Source organism: Cupriavidus sp. GW821-FHT02F09, from assembly GCF_059421605.1.
In genome coordinates this window covers 23,036-34,407 of the sequence record NZ_JBWKVH010000065.1, presented here as the reverse complement: position 1 = coordinate 34,407, position 11,372 = coordinate 23,036, and the positions used below count along the sequence as shown (strand labels likewise).

Annotated in this window: 13 protein-coding genes; 9 read left to right on the top strand and 4 right to left on the bottom strand. The window is 62.7% G+C overall.

All coding sequences use genetic code 11. The features are described 5' to 3' along the window. The first annotated feature begins 826 nt into the window (after positions 1-826). The 4 genes from AC07XB_RS36695 to AC07XB_RS36680 all read left to right on the top strand — a co-directional run bounded on the left by AC07XB_RS36695 (position 827) and on the right by AC07XB_RS36680 (position 3,346). Positions 827-985: a hypothetical protein gene (locus AC07XB_RS36695; RefSeq protein WP_492830994.1), complete on the top strand. Its 159-nt coding sequence runs from the start codon at positions 827-829 to the stop codon at positions 983-985. Between the two features lie 23 nt (positions 986-1,008). Beyond that, positions 1,009-1,524: a hypothetical protein gene (locus AC07XB_RS36690; RefSeq protein ID WP_492830995.1), complete on the top strand. Its 516-nt coding sequence runs from the start codon at positions 1,009-1,011 to the stop codon at positions 1,522-1,524. 325 nt (positions 1,525-1,849) lie between these two features. After that, positions 1,850-2,320: a cupin domain-containing protein gene (locus tag AC07XB_RS36685; RefSeq protein WP_492830996.1), complete on the top strand. Its 471-nt coding sequence runs from the start codon at positions 1,850-1,852 to the stop codon at positions 2,318-2,320. A gap of 594 nt (positions 2,321-2,914) precedes the next feature. Further along, positions 2,915-3,346: a DUF5666 domain-containing protein gene (locus AC07XB_RS36680; RefSeq protein WP_492831046.1), complete on the top strand. Its 432-nt coding sequence runs from the start codon at positions 2,915-2,917 to the stop codon at positions 3,344-3,346. Between the two features lie 533 nt (positions 3,347-3,879). On the opposite strand, the gene AC07XB_RS36675 is transcribed toward AC07XB_RS36680, so the two are convergent. From AC07XB_RS36675 to AC07XB_RS36665, 3 genes are all read right to left on the bottom strand, one after another. Then, positions 3,880-5,022: a helix-turn-helix domain-containing protein gene (locus AC07XB_RS36675; RefSeq protein WP_492830997.1), complete on the bottom strand. Its 1,143-nt coding sequence runs from the start codon at positions 5,020-5,022 to the stop codon at positions 3,880-3,882. 225 nt (positions 5,023-5,247) lie between these two features. After that, entirely contained in the window at positions 5,248-5,901 is a 654-nt protein-coding gene (locus tag AC07XB_RS36670) for an NrsF family protein (RefSeq protein WP_492830998.1), read from the bottom strand. Next, a complete protein-coding gene (locus AC07XB_RS36665) occupies positions 5,898-6,557 on the bottom strand; it encodes a sigma-70 family RNA polymerase sigma factor (RefSeq protein ID WP_492830999.1) in 660 nt (219 codons plus the stop codon). The genes AC07XB_RS36670 and AC07XB_RS36665 overlap by 4 nt, the downstream gene beginning before the upstream one ends. Before the next feature lie 134 nt (positions 6,558-6,691). On the opposite strand from AC07XB_RS36665, the gene bufA1 reads away from it, so the two are divergent. The 4 genes from bufA1 to AC07XB_RS36645 are packed head-to-tail and all read left to right on the top strand — an operon-like array spanning position 6,692 to position 9,168. After that, complete coding sequence (gene bufA1, locus AC07XB_RS36660) at positions 6,692-7,012, top strand: BufA1 family periplasmic bufferin-type metallophore (protein WP_492831000.1); 321 nt, start codon at positions 6,692-6,694, stop codon at positions 7,010-7,012. Between the two features lie 12 nt (positions 7,013-7,024). After that, on the top strand, positions 7,025-7,915 hold the full coding sequence (bufB, locus tag AC07XB_RS36655; protein ID WP_492831047.1) for an MNIO family bufferin maturase: 891 nt from the start codon (positions 7,025-7,027) through the stop codon (positions 7,913-7,915). Further along, positions 7,887-8,693: an HvfC/BufC family peptide modification chaperone gene (locus tag AC07XB_RS36650; RefSeq protein ID WP_492831001.1), complete on the top strand. Its 807-nt coding sequence runs from the start codon at positions 7,887-7,889 to the stop codon at positions 8,691-8,693. Before bufB ends, AC07XB_RS36650 begins: the two co-directional genes overlap by 29 nt. Before the next feature lie 37 nt (positions 8,694-8,730). Further along, positions 8,731-9,168, top strand: coding sequence for a DoxX family protein (locus AC07XB_RS36645; protein WP_492831002.1), 438 nt, complete (start codon positions 8,731-8,733; stop codon positions 9,166-9,168). 100 nt (positions 9,169-9,268) lie between these two features. Here AC07XB_RS36645 and AC07XB_RS36640 read toward each other — a convergent pair whose 3' ends face one another. Further along, entirely contained in the window at positions 9,269-10,252 is a 984-nt protein-coding gene (locus AC07XB_RS36640) for a LysR family transcriptional regulator (RefSeq protein WP_492831048.1), read from the bottom strand. Positions 10,253-10,403: 151 nt separating this feature from the next. Between AC07XB_RS36640 and AC07XB_RS36635 the strand changes: the two genes are divergently transcribed. Further along, positions 10,404-11,075 carry a hypothetical protein gene (locus AC07XB_RS36635; protein WP_492831003.1) on the top strand — a complete coding sequence of 224 codons (672 nt, stop codon included), beginning with the start codon at positions 10,404-10,406 and terminating at the stop codon, positions 11,073-11,075. Positions 11,076-11,372: the final 297 nt, after the last annotated feature.

Genomic DNA, 11,372 nt, shown 5'->3' with positions numbered 1-11,372 from the left:
GAGTCTTGGGGTGTGGTCATGGAAGGCAGCATAGGGAGACATCGCACAGGTTTCAATGATGTAGAGATCATTACAAAGTTATCGGCTGCGCTGGGCGTGAGTGCCGCCTCAAATTCGCCGGCGCTGAGCTCTGTCGGCTGCATCGGGCTAGGTCGCGTACTTGTACCGTGGACCGTCTGCCCGCGATCGGTGTTCGTGCGGTCGCCCCTGCCGTGTTGTCGGTCGGTCTGCGGCGCAATTACTCAAGAGATCAATACGACACTGCCGTTTGGTGCCGCACTCGGTTCTCCGTTTCCTCGTCCGGTAAAGCGGGATTCCAGAGCCCCTGGCATGTAGCAACCTGAGGAAATGATTTTTTCGCTCCCCCCGGGAATAAGTTTGTGCGCCGACGCGTTTACGTTGATGCAGTCCCTAAACCAATCTCAGGAAATGGGAAATGAAGAAACTGCTACTTGTCTCCGCCCTCGTTCGTAAGCGCCCAGCGAACACACCTTGATCAGGGAAATCTTAAGGGCGAGGTAGTGCCACGCTTTGCTGCGCGCGCTACCGCGTCCACCCACCGCAGTTTGGTATTCAATAGAGATAGCCCGGTTCGCTGCGCTGGCCGAGCATGTCTTGGTTCGGGTGGATATCATGAACGGGCGTACCTTGTGCAGGTTGGCACTGGTGCTGGCTGCGATCGCAGGAATCGGCGCTGGCCGATCGTCCTCGTTTCCACCGCGGCCATCGGCACCATGCCCGCGTCTTCATCGGCTCGGATTTTGCCTTTGGTTATCCCTATCCTTTCGGCTACCCCGGCTATTACTACTCGCCGGCGTTGGCAGTAGTGCCTGCATCGCCCCCTCAGTACGTCGAGCAGGCCGACAATGCGGCGCTGCAACACTACTGGTCTCGCTGCGACCAGCTCGAAGGTTGCTACCTCTATATCCAGGCTTGTCCGGGCGGCTGGCTCCAAGTGCAGGCGTTGCCGTCGGCCGCTGACTGAGCGCTGAAGGACGAGGTCCCATCATGCATGCTATTGCTTCCAGAACCCTGCCCGCACTGGCCGTGCTATCGCTTGTCGCCTGCACGCTCATGCCCACAGGCCCCAGTGTGATGGTGCTGCCAGGCACGGACAAGAGTTTCGATCAGTTCCGCGCCGATGACGCCGGCTGCCGCCAATATGCTCTCGCTCAGGTGGGCGGTGTCAGCGCCTCGCAAGCGAGCGCGCAAAGCGCCGTGGGCAGCGCAGCCGTCGGCCCCGCGCTGGGTGCTGCAGCCGGAGCGGCCTTCAACGGCGGCCGGGGCGCCGCGGTAGGCGCTGGCGCGGGCCTGCTGACCGGTTCGGCAGTGGGCGCAAGCAATGACTCCGGCCATGGCGTCCAGCGCCGCTATGACGTGGCCTACGTGCAGTGCATGTATGCAAGCGGGCGCCGGGTGCCGGTCTATGGCCATATGGCGGCCGCGGCACCACTGCCGGGAAGGCCCGGCTACGACGCTCTGCCGCCGCCCCAGAATCCGCCGCCGGGCGGCTCCCCGCAATAGCATCCGCGCCCTGCACTAGGTTCTAAGCTTGGCCGACCAGTGTTACGCAAATGAAACTCTTTCGCCGATCTACCGTGCAACAGGCACGGCGCGCGAACGTCAGGCGTCCGCCCATCAGCCTTCCACCACGGGTGGCCCGTAATATGCATCGAATTGTTGCTTTGGGCGCTTATGAAGCTCGAGCCTGCATGTCTGAACCTGCCATGCAGTGGATGTCACCCGCGCGGCTAGCGGCGGAATAGGGTGCAAGATGGCATGAACGAAGTCTGTGCCGTCCCCGCACCACGCCGACCGATCTGGCTGCCCCCTCAGGAAGGAACGCGCCATGAACAACAAGCTTCCCCCAATTGCCACTCTGGTCTTCGGCGTCTGCCTGACCATGTCTGCGACATGGGCCGCCCCCGCAAGCCGCGTGACCATGGTCACCCCCGACGAGATCAAATGGGCGGACCTGCCGCTCATACCGGGTGCCAAAGTCGCCGTCCTCGAAGGGCAGATGGACAAGAAAGGGCCGATCACGGCCCGAATCAAGCTTCCCGCAGACGGCAAGGTGGCGGCGCACTGGCACCCTGGGGTGGAGCGGGTGACCGTGCTTTCCGGGACGTTCAACTATGGCATGGGCGACAAGCTCGACCCGGAAAAGACCTCGCCGCTCGGCCCCGGCAGCCTGATCGTTATGCCTCCCAAGATGCACCACTTTGGCTGGACCAAGGAGGAAACCGTCATCCAGATCAACGTGGCGGGGCCCTGGGGTATCACCTATGTCAACCCGGCCGACGATCCCAGGAAGAAGTGATGCCCTTGTGTCGGGCGACTCGGGCGAGGCAACATTCGGCACAGCGCGAACTAGCTCGGGGCCGCTTTCAGGTTAGTGAATGCCGCGTGGCAAATGCGTCGTTGGCGGGGGCTACGGATGTGCTACACGCCTGCCGACCCGGAAGATCGGTTACATCGCCGATCTCCCGCCGCAGCGCTGGACATGGGCCATCTTCCTTGTCTTGCTGTCAACGCGGGTTCACCGGTGGCTCACCCTGGTTCTGGCGTCTACCGCTGCTTTCGCTGGCCAATCCGTCGCCGATGCCAAGGAGCACTTTCAGACCGTCGCGTCCGGCGACGTCAAGCAACTGATGCACGGCTATGTCGAAAACGCCCAGTTCAACTGGATCTGCGGCCCACTGGATGAACCTATCTTGGTGCGAGCGCTATTCGAGGTGCGTAGGATAAGGCCACCAAGGCACAGGGGCCGTTGAAGCTCTCGATAGCCAAGGTCGAAGAGGCGGAGAATCCTAAAGGTGCAGCCGTGTGCTATCGAAGGAGACCAAGATGAATTCACTCCGTCTAAGTCGCCGCTCCTCGGCGCACGCAGTCTGCTTGGCCCGCGGGCAACACGCTGACGGTGCTAGGTGTGGTGGTGACAGTCTCGCCATCCACTGTCTTCGACGGCAATGGCCTGACCGGGCTGGCCGCGCTGTCGGTCAACGATACGGTGGAGGTTCACGGACTTCCCGATGCGACCGGCGCCAACCTGAAGGCCACTCGCAGCGAGAGCAAGGCGCCCACGCCTGAGGTCCGGCTCACCGGTGTGGTACAGGGTGCGACCGCCACCAGCGTCACGATAAACGGCATCACGGTCCAATTCACATCGGGAACGCTGACCGCACCGACGGTCATTGCGGCCACCCGGGTGCGCGGCACGACCCTGCTTCCCGCAATTCCGCAGGGCCGGCGGGCGGAATTGGAAGGCGTCATCACCAAGTTCACGTCCGCCACAGACTTTGAGGTGTCTGGCCTGCGGGGACGATGCCGTCGACCGCCACGATGAGCGGTACGCCACGACTGGGCTCCCGAGTGGAAGTGAAGGGGGGTGCCAACGGCGTACTTGTGGCTACGCAAGTCGAGGTCGAGGACGAAGCCCATCAAGCCGATGATGCGAACGAACTACATGGCACGATTTCCGGCATTAACATGGCCACGCAGTCCTTCGAGCAAGACGGGCGATATCGTTACTGGTAAGCCTTTTGCGCATGTCGATGGCAGATTCAAACGAGGATGGAATACACTTTGCCGGAGCCTTGATGCGAGCGCACAAGGTCGTTTGATTGTATAGGAAGCGAAAAGGCCGGATGAAAAAACGGCAATGGCTGCGAGGGACTTGGTAGAGACCGTAGCGCAGGAAAGCGGTGCAATACCCTACGACGTTCCTGACATAGAGCAGCCTTTATCTGGGTTGGCAAAGCCTGCAACTTGAAGGTATCCGCCAGGGGCCCCATTGGCTGGAACACGTCGAGAGCCATGATCACGCCGGTCATCGCGATCAGCGTCTGCGTTAGCAGGCCGACTTTGCCATTATCAGGGTCATGGCCCCATGTAGGCGCTGTCGCTGGCGCCCCAGTCCTTCCGTGTCAGATGCCGGCGTAGCCAATGCTCGTATTCCAGGCCCTGTGCCTTCAGCGCGGCGCGCATCAGGTCCTCGCGTTGTGGATTGGCGGCCTCGACGCGCAAGTCGCTCGGTGATATGCCATAGGTACGCCGAAACGCGCGCGTGAAATCCGACGCGCTGGAAAATCCCAGCCCAAGGGCAATCTCGACGACCGGAAGATTGGGAAACTGCACCAGCTCCGCTGCGGCGGCGCGCAGCCTGTAGTTGCGGATGTACGCATGCACGCCTCCCTCGTGCTCGAACAGGCGATACAGCGTGGGCCGGGAAATATTCATCGCAGCAAGCAGGCCGTTGGGCGATAGATGGGGCTGCCCGGCGCCGAGCGCGATCAACCGGCAGGCACGTGCGCGCATGGCGTTGCGGGTCGCGGAACGGGCATCGCCTTCGAGCCGCGCCACTTTACGGAAGGCGGCCACCAACAACTGTACGGCTTCGCGCAACTCCCGCGCTGCCCGCTCAGGTGCCATGCGGGGGAGGTCGCGAGCCAGCGCAGTCACGTGCTCGACCGCCAGTGTCGTCATTGGCGTATTGGCTTCCACTATGCGGCCGTGTGCCGATTCGGCTTCGGGAAAGATGGATTCCATTACCGCGCGCTGTACAAAGAAGGTGAGGGCGTGCGAGGTGTCGCGCACCATGCGTGCGGGCTGCCCGAGATCCGTCAGAAGGATGCCACCGCGGCGCGGCATCGGATTGCGGCGCTGGCCTTCGACTCGCCCCGCATTGCCGCCGATAAACACCTGGAACACATAGTGCCGCATGGCGTCGGTGGAGATACGTGCGAGGGTGCGATGCAGGCTGACGCCGTCGCAGCGACAGTCGGTGAAGACCATGTCCTCGACCAGGTACCTGTCGATAGCTGCCGCGAAGGGGCTGGCCACTTGGGCTTTCGTCAGATCGAGGTCGGTGACATGGCCTACCCGATCCCGCCAGGCAAGGATGTGTCCGGTGGATGACTGGAGGCCGGCGGCGCCACCGACTTCATATCGGGTATGCAGCAGGCGGTCGGCCAGTTCCGGCTCCTGCGCGGATTGCGGCAAGGCGAGTCTGTGCTGAGTCATGTTGGAAAGTGCATGCCTGGTGTTCAGGTCTCCAGTACGATCCAATGTACAGGAAACTGGGGCTCCGTGTGACTCGCTAGCACCCGCTTAGCTCGCCCTTACTTTCAGCTCGCCTTACAGTGCAGGGCCAGATGCGGCGCAAAAAGGAGCGCCGAAATGTGCCGCAAAAAAAAGCAGCCGGCGCCCCCGCGTTTGGGTGCGGAGATTTCGTACCACGCACCGGCGTCAGTGCGGCGCCACCCATTTGAATATGCGATCGCCGTACAAGGCGCTGACGCCGATGGACAGCAGCACGATGCCGAAATTCCACATCAGAATCATGGCCGTCGCGTCGAGCGGGTGAAGGAGGGACAGCGCGGTTGTCGTCATCGCGGCAACCGCGAGGCTAGCGCACATTGCCACTGGCGCGGGGGACAACCGGGCCATGTAGCGCAGCATGATCAGCAAGGCCAAGGAAAGCGGCAGGCCGACCATCACCAGCGTGGCGAAGCAGCTGGCTGTCTCGCCGAGAGAAACACCGTTCGGCCCGATTCTCACCCAATCGGTCAGGCAGCCATAGCCAATCGTGGCAAACCAGACCAGCATTGCTGGCACCGGTAGGAGCAGCCATCGGCGTGGGCGGCCGGGGATGCTGGCCATGAATGCTGCAACCGCGGCCAGCACACCCGTCAACGTAGCAGCCGCCACACCGGTGACGAAGACGGACTGCTCCAGCTTCAGCATCAAATCTGGCCGCAGGCCATGATGCAATGCAGCCAGTACTAGCAACAGGACGGCCAACAGCAGCCAGCACGCCGCACGCACCGCCGGTGGCCACAAGCGTCGCACCGGCGCCGCGTCGGCCACTAGCGAGTCGATCAGATGAGGGGTGTCAGTCACGGCTTGCTACCTTGCGAATGGAACAATTTACGCAGCGTCTTCATGGCCCGATGGGTGGCCACCTTCAGCGCGGATACCGAAATCCCGCTGGCTGCGGCCGCCTCTTTCAACGACATCTCCTCCAGCTTGAGCATGCGTACCGCGTCGCGTTGTCCCGCCGGGAGGCGCTCGACAGCGTCGCGCACCGCGCGCGCGTCCATGGCCGCGTCCTGAAGGTTCGCTGCGGGGGGCGAAAAGGTCTCAAGGCCGTCATCCATCGCGGTCTCGTGTGAGCCGATGCGTCCTCGCCGGCGCAGGCCATCAACGATGCGCCGGTTGGCGATGGCCACCAGCCACGGCCCGAACGGTCGCGCGGGATCATAGGTGTGGCGCACCGCGTGTATGGTCAGCAGTACATCCTGCACCGTGTCCTCGATGTCGCTGCGATTCCGGACCTGGTGGGCCGCGAGCGCCCGCAGATAGGGGGTAATCTCTTCGAGCAGGCGCCGGTAAGCCTCGCGGTCGCCGCATTGCGCGCGGGCCATCGCCAACGACCAGTCGGTCGTGCCGTCAGGCCGGCCGGCCAGGGGTTCCGATGAGAGGTCGGAAGTAGCCAAATCTTGAGTATCGGTCACGCGGCTCAATACGCTGTCACGGCGGCGCGCTGAGGAAGACATGCCTGAATTCTCCGTCATGGGGAAGCCGTTGTCGCGCAAAATAAATTCTCCGAGCGATGTAACCTTTGGCCGCGTCCAGCCGAATTTCCTGACACGGTGCCGAAATCGGGCCGTAACTCTCAGGAGATTGCAAGATGAACAAGCATGTATTGGCCGCCTCGACCTTGTCTTCCGTCATCGGTCTCGCGCTTGCCATGGCGGCCGCGCCGGGACAGGCGCAACCCATGAAGGACATGAGCGGGATGCCGCAGATCGTCAAGGACAACATGGCGAGGATGGAGAAGAGCAAGCTGGAAAAGTGCTACGGTATCAATGCTGTGGCAAAGAACGACTGCGCGGAAGGCGCTCACTCCTGCGCCGGACAAGCGACCCAGGCGCGCGATACGAAATCCTTCGTGCTTCTGCCGGCCGGCGACTGCAGCAAGATCCAGGGCGGCAAGCTCAAAGCCGCCTGATCGATGCAAGCGATGTCTGCCGCGGCGGTTGCACAGCAGCGCGGTCCCGGCCCGATTCCGGCGCGAGCCGGGGTCGGGCTGCGCTTCCGGCATCACCAGGTGGTGGTCGAGGAGCATCCCGCGGTCGCCTGGTTCGAGGTACACACCGAAAACTACATGGGTGGCGGTAGCGCGCCGGCCTACCTGGACGCGATCCGCCGCGATTACCCGATCTCGCTGCACGGGGTTGGCCTGTCCTTGGGCAGTGCCGACGGGCTTGACATGGCGCATCTGGCGCGTGTACGCGAGGTCGCAGAGCGGATCGATCCCGGGCTGCTCTCCGAGCATCTGTCCTGGAGCGTGGCTGGCGGAACCTATCTCGCGGATCTCTTGCCGTTGCCGATGACCGAGGAAGCGCTGGCCCTCGTTTGCCAGCACGTCGACCGGGTCCAAACCTGCCTGAAGCGGCGTCTCCTGGTAGAGAACCCCTCGACTTACCTCCGCTTTCGTCATTCGACGATCCCGGAGTGGGAATTCCTCGCGGAAGTCGCGCACCGAACCGGATGCGGGATACTGTGCGACGTCAACAATATCTATGTCAGCGCCTGCAATCATGGCTGGGATGCCTTGGCCTATCTCGACGCCCTGCCGCTGCCGGCAATCGGCGAGATCCATCTGGCCGGTCACAGCGTCCGGCAGCTCGAGCAGGGGCAGATCCTGCGCATTGACGACCACGGCTCGCGCGTTGCGCCCCCAGTGTGGGCGCTCTACCAGGAAGCGCTCAAACGCTTCGGGCCAGTGCCCACGCTAATCGAGTGGGACACCGACGTGCCCGAGCTTGGTGTGCTGATGGAAGAGGCGGGCATCGCCGAGGCAGCGCTGGGGAGACAGCAGAATGCAATCCAATCCCCCATCCTTGCTTGAGTTGCAGCATGCACTCGCCCAGGCGCTGCGGCACGGCGCCGGCAGCGATGTCTCGGACCTCGTGATCGACGATGGGTTGGCGCCGCAGGCGCGGCTCCGCATCTACCGGAACACCGCCACGGGGGCGCTGGTGACAGCGCTGCGTCTGTCCTATCCAGCGATCCAGGCCCTGGTTGGCCTGGCGTGTTTCGAAGGCGCGGCCAGGCTCTTCATCGAGGGCTCACCGCCGCAGAGCGCCTGGCTGGATGGGTATGGCGCGGCGTTTCCTGACTTCCTAGCGCGTTTGCCGGAAGTTGCACCGCTTGACTACCTGGCAGACACCGCCCGGCTCGAGTGGGCCGTGAATACGGTGTTGCACGCGCCGGATAGTGCGCCGCTCGATCTGGCCAGTCTCGCGGAACTCACGGGAGCAGAACAGGCTGATGTCTGCTTTGCGCGGCATCCATCAGCGCAATTATTGCGCGCCGAGTTTCCCGTGGACGCCATCTGGCGGGCGGTGCTGAGCCGCGACGACCTTGCCCTGGAGGCTATCGACCTGAGTGCCGGCCCGGTGGGGCTTCTCGTCCTCCGCACGCCCGGCGGCATCGACGTTGTCCGGCTGAGTGAGGAACAGTACCGCTTCGCTGCCGTCCTCTTCGAGGGGTATCCGCTCCACGCCGCGCTGGAGTCAGCGACCTTGCCTAACGTGCACGCCTGGCTTGCCACGCTGCTGGCTTCCGGTTGCTTCTGCGCCGTTCTTTTAGCCGACAAGGCACCCGACCCCCCGTTACGGGACTAACGTCATGAGACATGTCACGCATTCCACTCCCGCTTCCATGACGCTCGCCGACCGCGCACGTCGCGTGCTTGGGTGGCTGGATCGCGTTCCTTACACCATCCTTGCCATCCCTCTGCGACTCGCGGTTGCCACGGTCTTCTGGAACTCCGCGATGACCAAACTGGCAAACTGGGCGACCGCGGTAGAGCTCTTCCGGGCCGAATACCGGCTTCCACTGCTTCCGCCCGAACTGGCTGCCTACCTAGCGGTGTCGATCGAACTGACAACACCGATCCTGCTCCTGCTGGGACTGGCGACTCGGCCCGTCGCGCTGCTCCTGCTTGGCATGACCTCTGTGATCGAGGTGTTCGTCTATCCACAGGCCTGGCCTACGCATATCCAGTGGGCGGCCATGCTGCTGGTGCTGCTGGCGCGCGGCGCGGGGAAGCTCTCGGTGGATTGGCTGATTCGCCGCCGGGCTCTCGGCGGCGATTGAGCCCGTCCCTGCCATGGCCATCACAGCGGCAGTTTCTGCGTGCCGAGCGGTTGATGGCGTGTGAGCGAACGTGTGGTGCAAGGGAAAAGGCCGACTGGGCCTACTCCTGGTTGCTCCTGTGTGCTTGTAGAGGGGTATGGCCAAGGCGCTCGGCGCCTGCGCGCAGGATCGCAATGAACTCCGCCATCGGACCCGACGGCACTTCGTTCTTGCGCGTGATGATTCCGTAACTTGTCATGGCCCGACGGATTGGTAGCGGCAGATGCCCCAGAAGCCCTTGCCCGACGTATTTTTCAACAGCGGCACGCGGCTGCAGCGAGATCATATCGGTGGCCTGCAAGAGTTCGAGTGTCGAAAAGATCGAGGACGTTTCCACCATGCCAACCAACCCCCGAATGCCCGCGGCAGCACACGTTTCTTCAAACAGCTGCCGAATGGCGGTGGCCGGTGGATAAAGAATCCAGGGCCACGCGCCAAGGTCGGCGAATTGCAGTCGCGGTTGCCGCAGCAACTGTTGATGATGTCCACAAACCACCCACACCGGCTCTGCGGACAATTCTTCGAAGGTGAACAGGGCGTGCTGGCGAGGTTCTGTCAGCCGCCCGACCATGATGTCGAGCTTCTTCTCCTCAAGCCAAACAGCCAATTGGTCGCTGCTCTGTTCAATCAACTTGATGATTAACCGCGGCCGCTTTTCCAGAATCTCCCCGATGGCTGCCGTCACGACTTGCGCCGCGGAAGCGGAGATGGCGCCCACTGTGAGATGCACATGGCCACCGTTTTTCAAGATGGCGAGTTCGCTCGCGAATTTCCCAAGATCGGCTAAGGCTGTATTCGCGTAGCGCAGCGCAAATTGTCCTAACTCGGTTGGCCGCATTTCTCGAGGCAAGCGCTCGAACATTTGAGCCTCTAACAGCGCTTCCATGTCACCCAGGATCTTCGTCGCCGCCGGCTGCGTGATATGCATCTGTTCGGCAGCGACGCGTAGATTGCGGGTGCGTCCCAGGATATCGAGCAATTGCAGATGCCGGAAGCGAAGCCTTGCCAGGGCGGCGGAAGGCGGTGCAGCAGTCTGTTTGGATATGAGGTAAACCCGGTCAAACTCATAACGAAATGGAATTGATTTTACTTAATAAGCGATTGGATGTTTATCGGTTGCGCGAATAAAGTTCCAACTGCGCAGAGAGACGCCCCGCCCTGCCCCAGAGCCTCGGGCGCGCAACGCGGGCGGCGACATGCGTCATGCCGGTGCCGCGCCGGCACAGGTTGCGCTGCGCGAGCCGGGTTCGCCGGCACGCATCGCAATGGTGTGGCAACTCGATAACGCGGCGCTGGCGAGTTCCAGTGTGGGTGGCCTGGCGCCACTGCCCGGCATGGCGCCGCGCATTTCCAGCCGACGGGAACGCTTGGAACTACCGGCGGCAGCCGGCGCTAGCGTGCTGGCACTAACGTGCATGCTGGCCGATGCCCTGACCAAGGTGGTCCTGGTCTGCCGCGCGCCGCGGCATCCGCTGCTGGCCCGGTATGGCGACTGTACGCTGCTCTTGTATGCTGCGTTCACGCTGTTGTTGCTGACTGGCTTGACGTGGCTACTTGTGCGCTTTCTGGCGGCCGTGGAGCATGAAGTTACACGGTGCGGCGGCGCTTGTCGCCATGTTCCTGCTCAGCATGATCTGGTTGGCGCATATCCGTCACGCCTGGATCCGGCGTCACAATCGCCTGGCTGGCGGGTTATTCGGAGCGGCTGTTGCTCGCTGGCCGTCACCGGGTATGGCCTCTACTATTTCAACGGCGACGTCCTACGCAGCCTGACAGAGTGGTTGCATTGGCTTGGCGGAGTCGCGGTGGGCGGATTGTTCTGGGTCCACGTAGCTGCCGGTCGTCGAATTGTAGCGCGCCGCAAATGAGCGCCACGGCGGGGCGGAGCCGCGCGCAGGCCATCTCTACCCGCTGTTTTGGCGCTGCGCACCGGCTTAGGCCAGGGGGTATTGCGTCATTATCATATGCCGCCCCTGAGGGGAGGGGGCAGCGCGATACCAAGTGCGACTGCGGATCCGGGAATCCTAGAACGTTGTGCACTGAAAGAAGCCTCGATGCCCGAAGCAACTTGTCGTACTCGGATAGCGGCTGTAACGCTCCGTGTTTTCCTTGGCGTCTAGGCTCAAAACGCAATCCCTCCAAGGATCAGAGTTACTCCTGTATCC

What these genes read in the sequence shown, in the direction of transcription:
- AC07XB_RS36690 (WP_492830995.1), top strand. Translation starts at nt 1,009, where the DNA reads ATGCATGCTATTGCTTCCAGAACCCTGCCCGCACTGGCCGTGCTATCG.
- AC07XB_RS36685 (WP_492830996.1), top strand. Translation starts at nt 1,850, where the DNA reads ATGAACAACAAGCTTCCCCCAATTGCCACTCTGGTCTTCGGCGTCTGC.
- AC07XB_RS36675 (WP_492830997.1), bottom strand. Translation starts at nt 5,022, where the DNA reads ATGACTCAGCACAGACTCGCCTTGCCGCAATCCGCGCAGGAGCCGGAA.
- AC07XB_RS36665 (WP_492830999.1), bottom strand. Translation starts at nt 6,557, where the DNA reads ATGTCTTCCTCAGCGCGCCGCCGTGACAGCGTATTGAGCCGCGTGACC.
- bufA1 (WP_492831000.1), top strand. Translation starts at nt 6,692, where the DNA reads ATGAACAAGCATGTATTGGCCGCCTCGACCTTGTCTTCCGTCATCGGT.
- bufB (WP_492831047.1), top strand. Translation starts at nt 7,025, where the DNA reads ATGTCTGCCGCGGCGGTTGCACAGCAGCGCGGTCCCGGCCCGATTCCG.
- AC07XB_RS36650 (WP_492831001.1), top strand. Translation starts at nt 7,887, where the DNA reads ATGCAATCCAATCCCCCATCCTTGCTTGAGTTGCAGCATGCACTCGCC.
- AC07XB_RS36645 (WP_492831002.1), top strand. Translation starts at nt 8,731, where the DNA reads ATGACGCTCGCCGACCGCGCACGTCGCGTGCTTGGGTGGCTGGATCGC.
- AC07XB_RS36635 (WP_492831003.1), top strand. Translation starts at nt 10,404, where the DNA reads ATGCGTCATGCCGGTGCCGCGCCGGCACAGGTTGCGCTGCGCGAGCCG.